This window comes from Mycobacterium sp. DL99 (genome assembly GCF_004762045.1).
Classification (GTDB): domain Bacteria; phylum Actinomycetota; class Actinomycetes; order Mycobacteriales; family Mycobacteriaceae; genus Mycobacterium.
The window spans coordinates 4,157,026-4,173,616 of record NZ_SJOM01000007.1 but is presented as its reverse complement, the minus strand read 5'-3'; the positions used below and the strand labels follow the sequence as shown (position 1 = coordinate 4,173,616).

Sequence of the window (16,591 nt, the reverse complement as noted above, 5' to 3'; positions counted from 1 at the left end):
GACAGCTGAGCGACGGCGGTTACGCCGGGCTGGGCGCGAGCGCGTCCATGTCGAACACCCGGGCATGCAGGATGGTGCGGTTCCGCAGCGCCGCGCGCACGGCCCGGTGCAGACCGTCTTCGAGGTAGATGTCGCCGCGCCACTTCACCGCGTGCGGGAACAGGTCGCCGTAGAACGTCGAGTCCTCGGACAACAGCCGGTCCAGGGCGAGCACCGTGGTGGTGGTGACCAGCTCGTCGAGGCGCAGCTGGCGCGGCGGAATGCGGGACCAGTCCCGGTAGGACAGCCCGTGCTCCGGGTAGGGTTTGCCCTCCTGGACGCCTTTGAAGATCATCGCCGGCCCGCGTCCGTCGCAGTGTTCCGCGGTCTTGCCATCGGCATAGTTGCCCAGGCTAATACGTTCGCGGGTTATTGCCTGCGCCGGTATCGCTCGGCGCAATGATCCCCGGCGCTCGCCGCGAATCGGTAAACCCGCTGCTGATCAGTAAAATGAACCGAGCAATATAAAGGCATCGCTGCTGCGAAGGGTAGGTGAACAGGTGGGGAGCGCCGACGAACGTCGTTTCGAGGTGTTGCGCGCCATCGTCGCCGACTTCGTGGCCACCAAGGAGCCCATCGGCTCCAAGACCCTCGTCGAGCGTCACAACCTGGGCGTGTCCAGCGCCACTGTCCGCAATGACATGGCGGTGCTGGAGGCCGAGGGTTACATCGCCCAGCCGCACACCAGCTCGGGCCGGGTGCCCACAGAGAAGGGCTACCGCGAGTTCGTCGACCGGATCGACAACGTCAAGCCGTTGTCCTCGTCGGAGCGCCGCGCGATCCTGTCCTTTCTGGAGTCCGGGGTCGACCTGGACGACGTGCTGCGGCGCGCGGTGCGGCTGCTCGCCCAGCTGACCCGACAGGTCGCGATCGTGCAGTACCCGACGCTGTCCACCTCGTCCGTCCGCCACCTTGAGGTGGTGGCGCTGACCCCGGCGCGGTTGCTGCTGGTGGTCATCACCGATTCGGGCCGGGTGGATCAGCGCATCGTGGAGCTCGGCGATGCCATCGACGAGCATGAGCTGTCGAAGTTGCGCGAGACGTTGGGGCAGGCGCTCGAAGGCAAGCCGATCACCGCCGCCTCGATCGCGGTGAGTGATCTGGCTTCACATCTCAACGGCCACGGTGCGCTGGCCGATGCGGTCGGGCGGTCGGCGACTGTCCTGGTCGAGACACTCGTTGAGCACACTGAGGAACGGCTGCTACTCGGCGGCACCGCCAACCTGACCCGGAACACCGCTGATTTCGGCGGATCGCTGCGGTCGGTGCTGGAGGCGCTGGAGGAGCAGGTGGTGGTGCTGCGGTTGTTGGCAGCCCAGCAGGAAGCGGGCAAGGTAACCGTGCGGATCGGTCACGAGACCGAGGCCGAACAGATGCTGGGTACGTCGGTGGTGAGCACGACGTACGGCAGTTCGGGCAAGGTGTACGGCGGAATGGGTGTGGTCGGTCCCACCCGAATGGACTACCCGGGGACCATCGCCAATGTTGCGGCAGTTGCTCTGTACATCGGCGAAGTCTTAGGTACTCGGTAATACAGCCGGGATACGTCCGGCACAGAAAGGTCAGGCAAGGTCAGCGTGGCACGCGATTATTACGGCTCGCTCGGAGTGAGCAAAGGCGCGAGCGATTCGGAGATCAAACGTGCCTATCGGCGGCTGGCACGTGAGCTGCATCCCGACGTCAACCCCGACGAGGAAGCGCAGGCCCGGTTCACCGAGATCCAGGTCGCCTATGAGGTGCTGTCGGATCCGGAGAAGCGCCGCATCGTGGACATGGGTGGCGACCCGATGGAGTCGGTGGGCGGTGCGCCCGGCGGGTTCAGTGGGTTCGGCGGTCTGGGCGATGTCTTCGAGGCCTTCTTCGGCGGCGGCACCGCATCGCGCGGGCCGGTCGGCCGGGTGCGGCCCGGCGCCGATTCCCTGCTGCGGATGCGGCTGGACCTGGCTGAGTGCGCGACCGGCGTGACCAAGCAGGTGAGTGTGGATACCGCGGTGCTGTGCGACCTGTGCCACGGCAAGGGCACCAACGGCAATTCCACGCCGGTCACCTGCGACACCTGTGACGGCCGCGGTGAGATCCAGACCGTGCAGCGCTCGCTGCTGGGCCAGGTGATGACCACCCGTCCGTGCCCGGTCTGCGGCGGAATCGGTGAGGTCATCCCGGATCCGTGCAACCGGTGCGGCGGTGACGGCCGGGTGCGCGCCCGCCGCGAGATCAGTGTCAAGATCCCGGCCGGTGTGGGCGACGGGATGCGCGTCCGGCTGGCCGCCCAGGGCGAGGTCGGACCGGGCGGCGGTCCCGCCGGCGACCTTTACGTCGAGGTCCACGAGAAGCAGCACGAGATCTTCGTCCGTGACGGTGATGACCTGCACTGCACCATTTCGGTGCCGATGGTCGACGCTGCGCTGGGCACCACGGTCACCGTCGACGCGATCCTCGACGGCCCCACCGAACTGACGATCGCCGCGGGCACCCAGCCCGGTTCGGTGACCACATTGCGCGGCCACGGCATGCCACATCTGCGCTCCGGGGTGCGTGGTGACCTGCACGCGCACATCGACGTGGTGGTGCCGTCGCGGCTCGACAGCACCGATACCGACCTGCTGCGCAAGCTGAAGGAGAACCGCAGCCGCGACGCCGCGGAGGTGCGCTCGACGCAGGCCTCGGCGAGTTCTGGCGGTCTGTTCAGCCGGCTGCGCGAGACGTTCTCCGGCCGCTGACGCCCGTGAGCGCAGCGCTTTTCTACGTCGACGCGCTGCCGGGCGCGGGGGAACTGGCCGTCGTCGACGGCGACGAGGGCTTCCACGCGGCCAACGTGCGTCGCATCCGCGTCGGCGAACAGATCGACTTGAGCGACGGCGCCGGGACGCTGGCGCGCTGTGTCGTCGAAGAGACCGCCAAGGGCCGGTTGTCGGCGCGGGTGACCGAGCGGGTCGCCATCGCCGGCCCGCGCCCGCCGGTCACCGTGGTGCAGGCGCTACCCAAATCCGACCGCTCAGAGCTGGCCGTGGAGCTGGCGACCGAGGCCGGTGCCGATGGCTTTGTTGCCTGGCAGGCGACTCGGTGCGTGGCCCGCTGGGAAGGCCCGAAGGTGGACAAGGGCCTGAGGCGTTGGGAGGCGGTGGCCCGCTCGGCGGCGCGGCAGTCACGGCGCCCCTACATCCCGGTGATCGACGGTGTGGTCTCGACGTCTGCGCTGACCCAGCGCGTCGCCGACGCCGTCGCCGGCGGAGCGGTGGTGCTGGCATTGCACGAGTCGGCCACCGAGCCGCTCACGGAACTACCTCTGGCCCAAGCGGATTCGCTGATGCTCATCGTCGGTCCGGAAGGCGGCATCGCCGATGAGGAGATCGTCGCGCTGACCGGGGCCGGCGCGAAGGCGGTCCGCCTGGGCCCGACCGTGCTGCGTACGTCGACCGCAGCCGCCGTGGCGTTGGGGGCGATCGGTGCGCTGACGGCGCGCTGGGAGATTTAGCGCCGCCGGCGGCCTTGGCCAGGCATTACGCTCCATTCGTGAGTTTTCCGCCGCAAGGCCCGCCGCCCTACGGACAATCGCCATACGGGCAGCAGCCCCCGCATTGGCCACCGCCTCAGGGGCAGCCGTGGCAGGGCCGGGCGGGCGTGCCGCCGCCCTACGGCCCGCCACCGCAGTGGTCGCCGTACGGCCAGCCGCCCCGGCCTCCGTCGAAGAACTCGGGGCTCATCATCGGGGGAGTCGTCGTGGCAGTCATCGCGCTTCTCGGCGCCCTGGCTGTCGTCGCAAAATCGGTCGACAGAGGTGAAGAACGTGTGGTGAGCGACGAACAGCGTGCGGCGAACGCGATCACGGCCGAATGGTCGACCGAATTTGACGTCGTGTGCAAGGACGGCTCAGTGAGCAACGCCGGGGCCTATGCAAAGCCGTACAAGTTCGCGTCCTTCTTCCAAGGGATGAAGGACGGCTCGTGGTATCAGGTGGCCGACCAGCGCAGTGAAGCCCTGTCTGAAATAAATGTCGCTGCCTGCCTGACCCGCAAGTCCGGCACTGAGGTGAAGTCAGGACAATGTGAATCGACTGCGTGGGATAAGCCCGTCACCATCGATCACTACGCCGTCGAATACGACATCGAGCTCCGCGAAGCCCAGACGGGCAAGTACATCGGAAATCTGGGCACGGTGAACGGGCCCGCCGGCGATTGTCCGTCGGTGGCGTTCTTCGACTGGGTTCCCGACAAACTGTACGGCGAGCCGGACGGTGCGGCGGTCGCGGCGAAACTGGCGGGATTCACCGGCTGACGACGGCGCGACCCACCTCACCTGCGGCGCGCCACCATCCTGCTTAACCATTGGGGCGTGTCGTTGACCGGCGGTAAACTGGTAACAGTACGACGGCAGCCGGCCGTTCGGAAACACGGAAAGCAGGCACAAACTCCACGTGACGCCCCGCGACACGACCGCTGACTCGTCGGCCACCGCATCGGAATCGGTCCGCAGCAGCATCACTGTTCCGCCCGACATCATCGTGGGCCTGCTCGGCTCCGCCGATGAGAATCTGCGGGCACTCGAAAGACTTCTGATCGCCGACATTCACGCCCGCGGCAACGAGATCACCTTCACCGGCGAGCCCGCTGACGTCGCGCTGGCCGAACGCGTCGTCGCCGAGCTCATCGCCGTCGCCTCCAGCGGGCAGGCGGTGACACCCGAGGCGGTCCGCCACAGCGTCGCCATCCTCACGGGTACCGAGGACGCGTCGCCGGCCGAGGTGCTGACGCTCGACATCCTGAGCCGCCGTGGCAAGACCATCCGGCCCAAGACGCTCAACCAGAAGCGCTACGTCGACGCCATCGATGCGCACACGATCGTGTTCGGCATCGGCCCGGCCGGTACCGGCAAGACGTACCTGGCGATGGCCAAGGCGGTGAGCGCGCTGCAGTCCAAGCAGGTCAACCGGATCATCCTGACCCGGCCCGCGGTGGAAGCCGGTGAGCGCCTCGGCTTTCTGCCCGGCACATTGACCGAGAAGATCGACCCGTATCTGCGGCCGCTCTATGACGCGCTGCACGACATGATGGATCCGGCCGCTATCCCGAACCTGTTGGCCGCAGGGGTGATCGAGGTGGCACCGCTGGCATTCATGCGCGGGAGAAGCCTCAATGATGCGTTCATCATCCTCGACGAGGCGCAGAACACCACCGCCGAACAGATGAAGATGTTCCTGACCCGCCTGGGATTCGGCTCGAAAATCGTTGTCACCGGCGATATCACGCAGGTAGACCTGCCGGGTGGGGCGCGGTCGGGCCTACGGGCCGCGATCAGCATCCTCGACGGGATCGAGGACATCCACTTCGCCGAGCTCACCAGTGCCGACGTGGTACGGCATCGGCTGGTGTCCGAGATCGTCGACGCCTACGCCCGACATGAGGAGCCGGTATTGCTCAACCGTGCCCAACGCCGTTCGTCGAACGGACGGCCCCGCCGATGAGCGACGCTTGCGGAGCAAATCAGCAGACGGCATCCGGGACCCGAGCCTGCGAGGGAACCGCATGAGCGTCGAGGTATCCAACGAGTCGGGGATCGATGTCTCCGAAGAGGAACTGATCAGCGTCGCCCGGTTCGTCATCGCGAAGATGGACGTGAACCCGGCGGCTGAGCTGTCGATGGTGCTGGTGGACAGCGCCGCCATGGCCGATCTGCACATGCGGTGGATGGACCTGCCGGGGCCCACCGACGTGATGAGTTTCCCGATGGACGAGCTGGAGCCCGGGGGACGGCCGGATTCTCCCGAGCCGGGTCCGTCCATGCTCGGCGACATCGTGTTGTGCCCGGAATTCGCCGAACAGCAAGCCACCAAGGCCGGGCACTCGCTCGGTCAGGAGCTGGCCCTGCTGACCGTGCACGGGGTGCTGCATCTGCTCGGCTACGACCACGCCGAACCGGACGAGGAAAAAGAGATGTTCGCGCTGCAGCGTCAGCTCCTCGAGGAATGGGTGGCTGATCAGGTCGAGGCGTACCACGCCGACCGGCAGAGCCAGAAAGATCAGCGCCTGCTGGACAAGTCCCGATACTTCGACGAACCGTGACCGAATTACTTCCGCTGCTCGGCGCCGTGGTGCTGGTCGGGTTCGGTGGCTTGTTCGCGGCCATCGACGCGGCCCTGTCCACTGTCTCGATAGCGCGGATCGAGGAATTGGTCCGCGACGAACGTCCCGGCGCCGCCCGGCTCAGCCGGGTTGTTGCCGAACGGCCCCGCTACATCAACCTTGTTGTGCTGCTGCGGATCACCTGCGAGATCAGTGCCACCGTCCTGCTGGTGTCCTTCCTGGACGGGCTGCTCGGCGTGGGCTGGGGACTGGTGGCCTCGGCCGCGATCATGGTGGTGACGAGCTTCGTGGTCATCGGTGTCGGCCCGCGAACGGTCGGCAGGCAGAACGCCTATTCCATCGCGTTGATGTCGGCCTTGCCGCTGCAGGCGATCTCGGTGTTGCTCACCCCGATCAGCCGGCTGCTGGTGCTGATGGGTAACGCACTGACCCCCGGCCGTGGCTTCCGTAACGGCCCGTTCGCCTCCGAGATCGAATTGCGTGAGGTCGTCGACCTGGCCCAGCAGCGGGGGGTGGTGGCTGACGAGGAACGCCGGATGATCCAGTCGGTGTTCGAACTCGGGGACACCCCGGCCCGTGAGGTCATGGTGCCGCGCACCGAGATGGTGTGGATCGAATCGGACAAGTCGGCCGGCCAAGCCACGTCGTTGGCAGTGCGGAGCGGACACTCCCGCATCCCGGTGATCGGCGAGAACGTCGACGACGTCGTCGGCGTGGTCTATCTGAAAGATCTTGTCCAGCAGACCTATTACTCGACCAACGGCGGCCGCGACACCAACGTGGCGCAGGTGATGCGTCCGGCGGTGTTCGTGCCTGACTCCAAGCCGCTCGACGAACTGCTCAACGAGATGCAGCGCGACCGTAACCACATGGCGCTGCTCGTCGATGAATACGGCGCGATCGCCGGCCTGGTCACGATCGAGGACGTGCTGGAGGAAATCGTCGGTGAGATCGTCGACGAGTACGACGCCGGTGAGGTGGTTCCGGTCGAAGACCTCGGCGATCGCCGGTACCGGGTGTCGGCGCGGCTGCCGATCGAAGACCTCTGCGAGCTCTACGAGATGGAGGCGGACGAAAATCTCGACGTGGACACCGTCGGTGGTCTCGTGGCATTCGAATTGGGCCGCGTACCTCTGCCCGGCGCCGAAGTGACATGGGACGGCCTGAGGTTGCAGGCCGAGGGCGGCTCCGACCATCGTGGGCGGGTGCGGATCGGCACAGTTCTGGTGAGCCCGGCCGAATCTGAGAAACAGGAGACCCGAGGTACCGATGACTGAGCTCGACGCAGAAGACAACAAGCTCGTGGTGTTGGCGCGAGGCGCGATGGGCCGAGCCGAGGCGTCCTCGGGTGCGGCGGTGCGCGATCAGGACGGCCGTACCTATGCCGGAGCACCGGTGACCCTGGCGGCGCTGCAGCTCACCGCACTCCAGGCGGCGGTGGCCGCCGCGGTGTCCAGCGGTGCCACCGGGCTGGAGGCCGCGGTGCTGGTCGGCGGTGCGGCTGACGACGCCGGCGTCGTCGCGGTCCGGGAACTGTCCGCCGACGCCACGGTGATCGTCACCGACCGAGCCGGAACACCGCTATGACACCGCCGAGACTGCGCACAGATCGCGTTTCCGGTACAGATCGTGATCTCACCGCAGTGTCGGTGACAAGGGGAGTGCGATGAGTGAATTCCGTTCCGGCTTCGTGTGTTTCGTCGGCCGGCCTAATACCGGCAAGTCGACGCTGACCAATGCGCTGGTGGGCCAGAAGGTCGCGATCACCTCGAACCGGCCGCAGACCACCCGGCACACCATCCGCGGCATCGTGCACCGTGAGGACTTCCAGATCATCCTGGTCGATACCCCCGGGCTGCACCGGCCGCGCACCCTGCTCGGGCAGCGGCTCAATGACCTGGTCAAGGACACCTATTCCGAGGTGGACGTGATCGGTCTGTGCATCCCCGCCGATGAGCGCATCGGCCCCGGTGACCGCTGGATCTATCAGCAGATCCGCGCGGTGGCGCCCAGGACCACGCTGATCGCCGTCGTCACCAAGATCGACAAGGTGCCGAAGGATCGGGTCGCGGAACAGCTGATGGCCGTCAGTGAGCTCCTGGGGCCCGATGCCGACATCGTGCCCGTCTCGGCCACCGCGGGCGAACAACTCGATGTGCTCACCGATGTCCTGGTCTCGAAACTGCCGCAGGGGCCTGCCTATTACCCCGACGGTGAGCTGACGGACGAGCCAGAAGAAGTCCTGATGGCCGAGCTCATCCGCGAGGCCGCCCTCGAGGGCGTGCGCGACGAGTTGCCGCACTCGCTGGCTGTTGTCATCGAGGAGGTCGAGGAAAGGGAGGGTCGTGACGATCTCATCGACGTGCACGCCATCCTCTACGTCGAGCGTGACAGCCAGAAGGGCATCGTGATCGGCAAAGGCGGTGCGAGGCTGCGCGAGGTCGGCACGGCCGCCCGCACGCAGATCGAAAAGCTGCTCGGCACAAAGGTTTATCTCGACCTGCGGGTCAAGATCGCCAAGAACTGGCAGCGTGATCCCAAGCAGCTCGGCCGGCTCGGCTTCTGACCGGCCCGGCGAGCCGCCGCTATTTGCTCATCAACACCGCAATCGCGATGAGGATCGCGATCCCGAGAATCCCCACGCCGACAAGGATCAGCGCGGTCTTGACGCGATCTCGTGCGCTGTCGCCCAGTCCGTGTGATGTGGAGCCGCTGAAGAGATTCAACAGCGCCTCCATGAGCTGCCATCCCCACGAATTGCCGTCGTTCCGCTTGGCGCCCTGTTGCTCAGTTGTAGTGGGCGGTGGGTAATACTGCGGTTGTGGCTGGGCGCCGTGAGGTGCAGCGGGCGGGTAGCCACCGTTGGGTGCAACGTTGGGCGGATAACCGTATCCGTAGGGTCCGGGCGGCGCGGGCGGATACGGCCCCGGCGGAGGTTGCTGCTGGGGATGGTACGGATCCGGATAGCTCATTGCGGCAGCCCCCTTGGCCTACTCGATAGCCTGCAAAATCTTAACTGACCGACGAACTGGGTCCGACCAGCATCGCCGCCCCGGTCGCTGTCCATGTCGCCGTCGACGATCAGTGTTCGCCCCGCAGATACGCCGCCATGGCCTCGGCTTGGGCCGCCTCGGACTGTGCCGGTGTAGGCAGGTCGGTGATCTCGTCGATGAACTGCGCGGCGACATCGGGATCCATTCCCTGATACATGAGAAGGCTTTGGACCATCGCGCGCTGGATGGCCCGGCCTTGTAGGTTCGCCAGCTTGGCGGTGACCATGATGTCGCGTGCGAGGTCCGATTCGGTCATCGAGGTGATCGACGAGGACAGCTCGATCCGGTTGATCGCGCCCGAGATCGTGGCTTGCGCGGTTATCGTTCCGGCCGCGTTGGTTACGCCAAAGGTGACAGGTCCCGAGGTGTCGTCCGAATCGTCGTCAACGGGTATGGCAGGTGCGGAGGTATCAGCCGTTGAACCGGCGGGGGTTTCGTCGACGGTGTACGCGTCGAGCCCTGACCGGTCGTCGTGGTCGTCGTCATGGTGTCCAGCGTCGCCGAAATCCAGAGCATCGAGTTCGCTCGGGAACTGTTCGTCATCGGGATCTGGATCGTCCCAGTTGTGATCGGGCATGGGTGATCAGCAGTGCATGGTCCGGCCGAGGCTGCCGGATTCTTGCGCATCGGTCTGGTCATACTGTGAGGCCGCGCTGGTCAGCTTCTGGGACAGGTCGTTGGACGTATTCATCATCGTTTCGGCAGCGGACTTGCGCGCCTCGTTCGCTTCGCACAGTGCCTGTTGGGACGTCCAGCAGATCGGGCCGTGCGTTGCCAGCACCTTCCATTCCACGAACGACGTCGTATCGCCCGCTGCGGAGAATCCGGCGGCGGCCGCGTCATGCGTGGTCGACATGTCTCGGAGATCCGAAGTGAGAACATTCAATTCGTCGGACATGAATTGCTTCTTTCGCGGTTAGAGGTTCGTTGTGAGATGCCGAGGTGCGGTCGGACTCGCGGCGCCGGTATTGAATGGAGTACCGATTGGCGCACGCCCGGCATGTGATTCGGTATTTGCCGTGGCGCCGGACTGTTCCGAGGCCTGAGCGGGCTGGGCGGCGGGAGCCGCGCCCGGCTCATCACCGGGCCGACCATCATCGGTGCCGGTGCCTTTCTCCCCGTTCTGGTCCTGTTGATTGGCTTGTTGCACTGCCTGAGTCACGGCCTGCGCAACCTGTCCGGCGGCGCCCATGAAACTGCCGAGCATGCTGGCTCCGCCGCCACCGGAACCACCGCCCATCTGCGGAAGCGATGGCATGCCACCCGAACCCGTACCAGTGCTTGCGGCCGTACTGACACCGGCAGGCGCGCCAGTCGTACTGGGCATCGACGGCGTCGTCGGTGACCCGCTCCCACTGCCGGTTCCGGACCCGCTGCCGGCACTCGACCCACCGCCGGATCGGCCCCCCGGATTTCCATTGCTCGTGGGTCCGCTCTGGGGGCCGGGGATGTCCTGTCCGGTCGGATTGCCCGGTTTGTCGGACCCATTCTGGTTATCGGAGTCAGCCGGTGAGGCAGGCGAACCCGTCCCGGACGTGTTCGCCGCTCCCGCCTGACGGTACTTCTCCGTGGCTTCTCGTATTTGCGCCGCATTGTCTTGCGCGTAGCTCATCAGATTGCCGACCGCGACGCCGGCGAACCCGCTCGCTGTGGCCACTGCGGCGAACTGGAGGGCAATCGACTCCGGGGCGCCAAAAACCGTGGCCTCCAGCGCCATTGCCACCGGAATCATTGCGGCCAAACCTTTTGCCGCCCAGTCGACTTGAGTCCGGGCATGGTCGACCTGTCCCGCCTGAGTGGACAAGACCCTTACGATGGCGTTGTCGGCTTCCAGCATCGTTGACGCACGCTGGATCTGGTGCGAGTTCTGCGACGTGTAGGCACCAGAGGCAGAGCCGGACCACGACTCGGTGGGATAGGCGCCTTCGAGGGATTTCCCGTTGGACTGAAACAGTTTGGCGCCGTCGTTGAAGGAGCCACCGGTGTCGGGGCTTCCGACACCCATGGTTTTGCTGACTCCCGTCAGGACGTACAAGCCGCCTTGGATCACCGGCGTGGCGATAGCTTCGGGAATGAGTAACTGCGCCCACTTGCCGGCATCCCCCAACAGTCCGACCGCTCCGATCGGGTCGCCTTCCATCAGCTTTTTGAGATCGCTGTAGGTGCTCCAGGCGGTTGCCGCGACGCCGAATTTGCTGGGCCCCTTGCTGCTCGCATCGCCCTCTGATCCTGCTGACCCCGTCACATGGGCCCCCGCGTATCGCCCGTAGCTGCATCGATGTGCACGCTGATCGACCCTCCCGACAGCTCAATGAATTTCGTTCGCGGTGGCCCCACACCGCGCAGTTGAGCCTAACAACGAGCGCGTTGGGTCAATCGCACCAATTTTGCCGGTGACGTGGAGGCGATACGCAACGTAATGGCCTTCTAACCGCCCTACCCGTCAAGCGAGTTGATCGCGGCGGCGGCCTGTGATGCGTCGGTCTGCGACGGGGCATTCCACCAGATCTCGGGCTGCTTGGCGGCCCAGCCGGTGATCGCCTCGAGCTCGGCCGCCAGCGAGATCAGCAGCGGCTCACTGTCGGCCGGCCCCATCAGCTGAATGCCGATCGGCAGCCCGTCGGAGGTGAAGCCCGCGGGCACGTTGATCGACGGCCAGCCCAGCAGGTTCCATGGCCAGGTCACCGGGCAGGCGGCGATCGAGCTGCGTTCGGTGGCAGACCACCCTCGGCGGTCGAATTCGTGTGTGAGCGGCGGCGGTTGGGCCGTCGTCGGCGCGATGATGACGTCGACGAGATTGAAAATCCAGGACATGCGGCGCTGGGCTGCTGCCTCGTGTGCGCGGGCCTTGCGCAGCACGTGCTGTGACAACAGCCTGCCGATTCGCATGTTGGTCAGCGTGCGCTCGTCGAAGGGCACGTCGCCCAGCCGGTCGGCCCAGTCCAGTAGGCCCGCGGTCGAGCGGGCCAGAAAGTCCCACGACATCCGCAGGCTGTAGTTGGGGTCTTTGGCGACCACGGTGTGGCCCAACTGCCCGAGTTGATCGGCGATGTTCTGCAGCGCGTCGCGGATCTCGGGGTGCAGCGTGGCCGGGAAACCGGAGAACGGGAACTTGGTCGACATGGCCACCCGCAACGGTCCGGGGGCGCGGCTGACATGCTCGGCGGCCTGAATCGGCGCCGGCTTGTGCAGATCGCCCTCGGCGTTGCCGGATGCCGCGTCGAGCACGAGGGCCGCATCGGTGACGGTGCGGGCCAGCACCCCGTTGACGGTGATGCCGTTGAACGCCTCGGGCAGCGGCCAGGTGGAGATGCGTCCACGCTGCGGCTTGATGCCGACCAGGTGTGTCCACGCCGCGGGAATGCGGACGCTGCCCGCGCCGTCGGATCCGATGGCCGCGGCCACCAGGCCCGCAGCCACGGCCGCGGCGCTGCCGCCCGAGGATCCGCCCGGGCTGTGCTTGCGTGACCACGGGTTGCGGGTGTGCCCGAAGCCCGGACCGCCCGTGAACGGCCACTGCCCGAGCTCGCAGCTGTTGGTCTTCCCGACGATCACCGCGCCGGCCGCCTTCAGGCGGCGCACCACCTCGGCATCGGCTGGGGCGACCCGAACGTCGCCGTCGATTCCGAACCGGGTGGGCACCCCGGCGATGTCGACGTCATCCTTGACCGCGATCGGGATCCCAAGGAGTGGGAGTAGTTTGCCGGCTGCGCGAGCCGCGTCGGCTTTCGCGGCGTCGGCCAGTGCTTGCTCGGTGAGCACCACGCGGAAGGCGTTGAGAGTGGACTGGCTCGCGGTGATGGCATGCAGAGACTGACGTACCAGGTCGTCAGAAGTGACTGCGCCGCTGGCGAGTTGGTAGAGCTGGTTGGTCAGGGTGGGGAACGGAGGCGATGTCGAGTCGGAAGTCGCGGATTTGGCCATCACTTTCGAGGATATCGGCGGTGCGTAACGGAACCTGTCCGGCCATGGTGCGACACTGTCACGATGCGGCTGTACCGGGACCGGGCGGTGGTGCTGCGCCAGCACAAGCTCGGCGAGGCCGACCGGATTGTCACCCTGCTCACCCGCGACCATGGTTTGGTGCGCGCGGTAGCCAAGGGGGTTCGGCGTACCCGCAGCAAGTTCGGCGCGCGGCTGGAACCGTTTGCCCACATCGACGTGCAGCTGCATCCGGGACGCAACCTCGACATCGTCACCCAGGTTCAGGCCATCGACGCGTTCGCCGCCGACATCGTCAGTGACTACGGCCGCTACACAAGTGCGTGCGCGATGTTGGAGACCGCCGAGCGGCTGGCCGGGGAGGAACGGGCACCGATGCCCGACCTGCACCGGCTCACGGTGGCTGCGCTGCGGGCCATCGCCGACGGTCGCCGGGCCCGCGAACTGGTGCTGGATTCCTATCTGTTGCGGGCGATGACGATCGCCGGCTGGGCGCCGGCGCTGACCGAGTGCGCCCGCTGCGCCGCGCCGGGCCCGCACCGGGCATTTCACGTCGCGGCCGGCGGCAGCGTGTGCGTGCACTGCCGGCCCAGTGGATCCAGCACTCCGCCGCAGCCCGTGCTGGAGCTGATGTCGGCGCTGCACGAGGGCGACTGGGAGTATGCCGAGGCCTCCTCATCGGGGCATCGCAGTCAGGCCAGCGGATTGATCGCGGCGCATCTGCAATGGCACCTCGAGCGTCAGCTGCGGACATTGCCTCTGGTCGAGCGGGTGTACCGGATCGATCGGACAGTCGCTGAACAGCGCGCGACGCTGGTCAGGCAGGATATGACCCATGGTTTTGAAGCGGGACAAGCAGCAGGGCAAGACCACCTACCCACAGCTGCCCCCGGCGCCTGAGGACTATCCGGTCTTCCCGGACACGTCGTCCTGGCCCGTCGTCTTCCCGGAGATCCCGGCCGGCACCAACGGCCGCTTCGCGCGTCCGCCCCAACACACGTCGAAGGCGGTCGCGCCCCGGATCCCGGCCGATCAGGTACCCAACCACGTCGCCGTGGTGATGGACGGCAACGGCCGGTGGGCCACCCAGCGTGGCCTGGGCCGCACCGAGGGCCACAAGATGGGCGAGGCGGTGCTGATCGACATCACCTGCGGTGCCATCGAACTGGGCATCAAGCACTTGAGCGTCTACGCGTTCTCCACCGAGAACTGGAAGCGCAGCGCCGAGGAGGTCCGGTTCCTGATGGGCTTCAACCGGGAGGTGGTGCGCCGCCGCCGGGAGAACCTGAACGCCATGGGCGTGAACATGCGCTGGGTCGGATCGCGGCCCAAGATGTGGCGCAGCGTCATCAAGGAGTTCGACATCGCAGAACAGATGACGGTCGGCAACGACGTCATCACGGTCAACTACTGCGTCAACTACGGCGGGCGCACCGAGATCGTCGAGGCCGCGCAGGCACTGGCCGAAGAAGCTGCCGAGGGCAAGATCAATCCGGGCCGGATCAGTGAGGCTGCCTTCGCCAAACACCTGCACCGCCCGGACATCCCCGACGTCGATCTGTTCATCCGGACCTCGGGGGAGCAGCGGGCCAGCAACTTCCTGCTGTGGCAGTCGGCGTATGCCGAGTTCGTGTTCCAGGACAAGCTGTGGCCCGACTACGACCGGCGCGACCTGTGGGCGGCGTGCGAGGAGTACGTGAACCGTAACCGTCGATTCGGTAGGGCCTGACATGCCGAGCCTGCTGCAACGGTTGTCCTCGGCGCTCGGCGAGGTGATGACCGTCGTCGAGGAAGACGACGACGCGCTGACCGTGACGGTCGATGGTTCGGTCGCCTCGGTGCGGGTGGTGGCCATCGCCGAGGACCTGGAAATGGTCTCGCTGACCCAGCCGTTGGCCTGGGATCTCCCGCTGAACAACAAGATTCGCGAACGGGTGTCCGAGCATGCCAGCAAGACCATGCTGGGCACGGTGGTGTTGGTGGAGAAGTTGGTCGAGACGCCCACCAACGGTGCGACGCCCAAGGGCGCTACGCGTAAGCGGCCGGCCAAGAAGGTCGCCGACGTGATGCTGCGCTACAACTTCCCGGCGGCCGGTCTCACCGACGACGCGCTGCGCACGCTGATCCTCATGGTTCTGGCCACCGGCGCCGACGTGCGTCGGGACCTGATGTCGTGACGGTCATTCGCATCGTCGCGGCAATGGTGCTCGGTGAGGACAACCGGCTACTCGTGGTCCGCAAGCGGGGCACGACGGCGTTCATGCAGCCGGGCGGCAAGATCGAGCCGGGGGAGCAGCCGATCGAGGCGCTGTCCCGGGAGGTTCGTGAGGAGCTCGGGGTCGGTTTTGATGTTTCGGCGGCCGAAGAACTCGGCCACTTCACCGCACCCGCCGCCAATGAACCCGGCCACACCGTCGATGCGTGGCTCTACCTGATCAGCCTCGACGGTGAACCGCGGCCGCAGGCCGAGATCGCCGAGATGACGTGGATCGACCTGCGCACGCCCGGTGACATCGAGCTTGCCCCGTTGACCCGCGACCCCGTGCTGACCCTGGCACGCGATCGGGCTTAGCGTCCCCACGTGTGAAGCGCTATGGCGGAAAACCGGCACTGGGACCGCCACCACGCTTCATACGCGGAAATCAAGTCAGTTGACTCCGTCGCCGCAGCCGCGACACATCCCGAAGATCTCGATCGTGTGGCTGACGTCGGAAAAACCGTGCTCGCGGGCCACATCGGCGGCCCATGCCTCGACGTGGCCGCCCGAGATCTCGACGGTCGCGCCGCAGGCCCGGCACACCAGATGGTGGTGATGGTCCTCCGAGCAGCGCCGGTAGACCGATTCACCGGTGTCGGTGCGCAACGTATCGACGCTGCCGGTGGCGGCCATGGCCTGCAGGGTGCGGTACACCGTGGTCAGCCCGATGCCCTGACCTCGCCGGCGCAGCTCGTCGTGCAGCTCCTGCGCTGAGCGGAACCCTTCGGTTTCGTTGAGCAGGTCGGCGATCGCTGCACGCTGCCGGGTGGACCGGACTGCGCCCGTCACCGCGGTTCCTCACTGGCGTGCGCGACAGCATCGGCGACGATGTGGGCCAGATGATGGTCGACGAGGTGGTAGAGCACCTCACGCCCCGCGCGCTCGCTGGCCACCACCCCGGCCTGCTTGAGTATCCGCAGGTGCTGGCTCACCAGCGGTTGCGGCACGGCGAGTGCGTCGACCAGTTCGTGCACGCACCGTTGGGACTGTTGCAGCTGCAGGACGATGGCGATCCGCAGCGGGGCGGCGAGTGCCCGCAGCAGTTCGCCTGCGGTGTCGAGGACCTCCCGCGACGGCAATTCCGACGCCGGCGTTGCGCTGTGCTCGTGCGCGTCGCCGTGTTGATTCGCATTGATATTGGAAATCGTTTCCATTACGGGTCACAATACATGCGCGATATTGCATGTCAACCGGCCCGGTGACCACGGCGGATTATCGCT

General features: G+C 66.5%; 21 protein-coding genes. 13 read left to right on the top strand and 8 right to left on the bottom strand.

The genetic code is table 11. The features are described 5' to 3' along the window. Window positions 1-19: 19 nt before the first annotated feature. Complete coding sequence (locus EYZ64_RS20490) at window positions 20-334, bottom strand: type II toxin-antitoxin system VapB family antitoxin (protein ID WP_039322059.1); 315 nt, start codon at window positions 332-334, stop codon at window positions 20-22. A gap of 205 nt (window positions 335-539) precedes the next feature. Here EYZ64_RS20490 and hrcA point away from each other — a divergent pair, with 205 nt between their 5' ends. From hrcA to era, 9 genes are all read left to right on the top strand, one after another. Next, window positions 540-1,571 (top strand): heat-inducible transcriptional repressor HrcA, encoded by a 1,032-nt coding sequence (gene hrcA, locus EYZ64_RS20485; protein ID WP_135456175.1) that lies wholly within the window; start codon window positions 540-542, stop codon window positions 1,569-1,571. Window positions 1,572-1,616: 45 nt separating this feature from the next. Next, window positions 1,617-2,759: a molecular chaperone DnaJ gene (gene dnaJ / locus EYZ64_RS20480; RefSeq protein ID WP_135456173.1), complete on the top strand. Its 1,143-nt coding sequence runs from the start codon at window positions 1,617-1,619 to the stop codon at window positions 2,757-2,759. A gap of 5 nt (window positions 2,760-2,764) precedes the next feature. Next, window positions 2,765-3,514, top strand: coding sequence for a 16S rRNA (uracil(1498)-N(3))-methyltransferase (locus EYZ64_RS20475; RefSeq protein WP_135456171.1), 750 nt, complete (start codon window positions 2,765-2,767; stop codon window positions 3,512-3,514). 245 nt (window positions 3,515-3,759) lie between these two features. Beyond that, the gene (locus EYZ64_RS20470) at window positions 3,760-4,314 is read left to right on the top strand and encodes a hypothetical protein (RefSeq protein WP_135456169.1); all 555 of its coding nucleotides are present in this window, start codon (window positions 3,760-3,762) and stop codon (window positions 4,312-4,314) included. Window positions 4,315-4,453: 139 nt separating this feature from the next. Beyond that, window positions 4,454-5,500: a PhoH family protein gene (locus tag EYZ64_RS20465; protein ID WP_135456167.1), complete on the top strand. Its 1,047-nt coding sequence runs from the start codon at window positions 4,454-4,456 to the stop codon at window positions 5,498-5,500. Between the two features lie 61 nt (window positions 5,501-5,561). Further along, window positions 5,562-6,098, top strand: a complete 537-nt coding sequence (gene ybeY, locus EYZ64_RS20460; RefSeq protein ID WP_135456165.1) for an rRNA maturation RNase YbeY — start codon at window positions 5,562-5,564, stop codon at window positions 6,096-6,098. Next, window positions 6,095-7,396, top strand: a complete 1,302-nt coding sequence (locus tag EYZ64_RS20455) for a hemolysin family protein (RefSeq protein WP_135456164.1) — start codon at window positions 6,095-6,097, stop codon at window positions 7,394-7,396. Before ybeY ends, EYZ64_RS20455 begins: the two co-directional genes overlap by 4 nt. Then, window positions 7,389-7,706, top strand: a complete 318-nt coding sequence (locus EYZ64_RS20450; RefSeq protein ID WP_135456162.1) for a cytidine deaminase-like protein — start codon at window positions 7,389-7,391, stop codon at window positions 7,704-7,706. Before EYZ64_RS20455 ends, EYZ64_RS20450 begins: the two co-directional genes overlap by 8 nt. A gap of 79 nt (window positions 7,707-7,785) precedes the next feature. Further along, window positions 7,786-8,685 carry a GTPase Era gene (gene era, locus EYZ64_RS20445; protein ID WP_135456160.1) on the top strand — a complete coding sequence of 300 codons (900 nt, stop codon included), beginning with the start codon at window positions 7,786-7,788 and terminating at the stop codon, window positions 8,683-8,685. A gap of 19 nt (window positions 8,686-8,704) precedes the next feature. Here era and EYZ64_RS32095 read toward each other — a convergent pair whose 3' ends face one another. From EYZ64_RS32095 to EYZ64_RS20425, 5 genes are all read right to left on the bottom strand, one after another. Continuing rightward, window positions 8,705-8,857, bottom strand: coding sequence for a hypothetical protein (locus EYZ64_RS32095; RefSeq protein ID WP_167857898.1), 153 nt, complete (start codon window positions 8,855-8,857; stop codon window positions 8,705-8,707). A gap of 343 nt (window positions 8,858-9,200) precedes the next feature. Beyond that, window positions 9,201-9,749 (bottom strand): hypothetical protein, encoded by a 549-nt coding sequence (locus tag EYZ64_RS20440; RefSeq protein WP_135456159.1) that lies wholly within the window; start codon window positions 9,747-9,749, stop codon window positions 9,201-9,203. Between the two features lie 6 nt (window positions 9,750-9,755). Beyond that, on the bottom strand, window positions 9,756-10,070 hold the full coding sequence (locus EYZ64_RS20435; RefSeq protein WP_135456157.1) for an ESX-1 secretion-associated protein: 315 nt from the start codon (window positions 10,068-10,070) through the stop codon (window positions 9,756-9,758). Between the two features lie 18 nt (window positions 10,071-10,088). Continuing rightward, window positions 10,089-11,312: an EspA/EspE family type VII secretion system effector gene (locus EYZ64_RS20430; RefSeq protein WP_135456155.1), complete on the bottom strand. Its 1,224-nt coding sequence runs from the start codon at window positions 11,310-11,312 to the stop codon at window positions 10,089-10,091. A gap of 296 nt (window positions 11,313-11,608) precedes the next feature. Then, entirely contained in the window at window positions 11,609-13,096 is a 1,488-nt protein-coding gene (locus EYZ64_RS20425; protein WP_135456153.1) for an amidase, read from the bottom strand. A 63-nt stretch (window positions 13,097-13,159) separates the two neighbouring features. Here EYZ64_RS20425 and recO point away from each other — a divergent pair, with 63 nt between their 5' ends. The 4 genes from recO to EYZ64_RS20405 are packed head-to-tail and all read left to right on the top strand — an operon-like array spanning window position 13,160 to window position 15,686. Then, window positions 13,160-14,014: a DNA repair protein RecO gene (gene recO, locus EYZ64_RS20420; protein WP_135456151.1), complete on the top strand. Its 855-nt coding sequence runs from the start codon at window positions 13,160-13,162 to the stop codon at window positions 14,012-14,014. Beyond that, on the top strand, window positions 13,950-14,843 hold the full coding sequence (locus EYZ64_RS20415; RefSeq protein WP_135456149.1) for a decaprenyl diphosphate synthase: 894 nt from the start codon (window positions 13,950-13,952) through the stop codon (window positions 14,841-14,843). The genes recO and EYZ64_RS20415 overlap by 65 nt, the downstream gene beginning before the upstream one ends. 1 nt (window position 14,844) lies before the next feature. Further along, window positions 14,845-15,291: a hypothetical protein gene (locus EYZ64_RS20410; protein ID WP_135456147.1), complete on the top strand. Its 447-nt coding sequence runs from the start codon at window positions 14,845-14,847 to the stop codon at window positions 15,289-15,291. Continuing rightward, window positions 15,288-15,686: an NUDIX hydrolase gene (locus tag EYZ64_RS20405; protein ID WP_167857897.1), complete on the top strand. Its 399-nt coding sequence runs from the start codon at window positions 15,288-15,290 to the stop codon at window positions 15,684-15,686. Before EYZ64_RS20410 ends, EYZ64_RS20405 begins: the two co-directional genes overlap by 4 nt. Window positions 15,687-15,761: 75 nt before the next feature. Here EYZ64_RS20405 and EYZ64_RS20400 read toward each other — a convergent pair whose 3' ends face one another. After that, window positions 15,762-16,160: a Fur family transcriptional regulator gene (locus EYZ64_RS20400; RefSeq protein WP_135456145.1), complete on the bottom strand. Its 399-nt coding sequence runs from the start codon at window positions 16,158-16,160 to the stop codon at window positions 15,762-15,764. Beyond that, complete coding sequence (locus EYZ64_RS20395; RefSeq protein ID WP_135456143.1) at window positions 16,157-16,525, bottom strand: ArsR/SmtB family transcription factor; 369 nt, start codon at window positions 16,523-16,525, stop codon at window positions 16,157-16,159. The genes EYZ64_RS20400 and EYZ64_RS20395 overlap by 4 nt, the downstream gene beginning before the upstream one ends. Window positions 16,526-16,591: the final 66 nt, after the last annotated feature.

Excerpts from the sequence above, each read along its gene's own strand:
- EYZ64_RS20490 (WP_039322059.1), bottom strand. The coding sequence starts at position 334 with ATGATCTTCAAAGGCGTCCAGGAGGGCAAACCCTACCCGGAGCACGGG.
- ybeY (WP_135456165.1), top strand. The coding sequence starts at position 5,562 with ATGAGCGTCGAGGTATCCAACGAGTCGGGGATCGATGTCTCCGAAGAG.
- EYZ64_RS20450 (WP_135456162.1), top strand. The coding sequence starts at position 7,389 with ATGACTGAGCTCGACGCAGAAGACAACAAGCTCGTGGTGTTGGCGCGA.
- era (WP_135456160.1), top strand. The coding sequence starts at position 7,786 with ATGAGTGAATTCCGTTCCGGCTTCGTGTGTTTCGTCGGCCGGCCTAAT.
- EYZ64_RS32095 (WP_167857898.1), bottom strand. The coding sequence starts at position 8,857 with ATGGAGGCGCTGTTGAATCTCTTCAGCGGCTCCACATCACACGGACTG.
- EYZ64_RS20440 (WP_135456159.1), bottom strand. The coding sequence starts at position 9,749 with ATGCCCGATCACAACTGGGACGATCCAGATCCCGATGACGAACAGTTC.
- EYZ64_RS20435 (WP_135456157.1), bottom strand. The coding sequence starts at position 10,070 with ATGTCCGACGAATTGAATGTTCTCACTTCGGATCTCCGAGACATGTCG.
- EYZ64_RS20430 (WP_135456155.1), bottom strand. The coding sequence starts at position 11,312 with ATGGAAGGCGACCCGATCGGAGCGGTCGGACTGTTGGGGGATGCCGGC.
- EYZ64_RS20425 (WP_135456153.1), bottom strand. The coding sequence starts at position 13,096 with ATGGCCAAATCCGCGACTTCCGACTCGACATCGCCTCCGTTCCCCACC.
- recO (WP_135456151.1), top strand. The coding sequence starts at position 13,160 with ATGCGGCTGTACCGGGACCGGGCGGTGGTGCTGCGCCAGCACAAGCTC.
- EYZ64_RS20415 (WP_135456149.1), top strand. The coding sequence starts at position 13,950 with ATGGTTTTGAAGCGGGACAAGCAGCAGGGCAAGACCACCTACCCACAG.
- EYZ64_RS20410 (WP_135456147.1), top strand. The coding sequence starts at position 14,845 with ATGCCGAGCCTGCTGCAACGGTTGTCCTCGGCGCTCGGCGAGGTGATG.
- EYZ64_RS20395 (WP_135456143.1), bottom strand. The coding sequence starts at position 16,525 with ATGGAAACGATTTCCAATATCAATGCGAATCAACACGGCGACGCGCAC.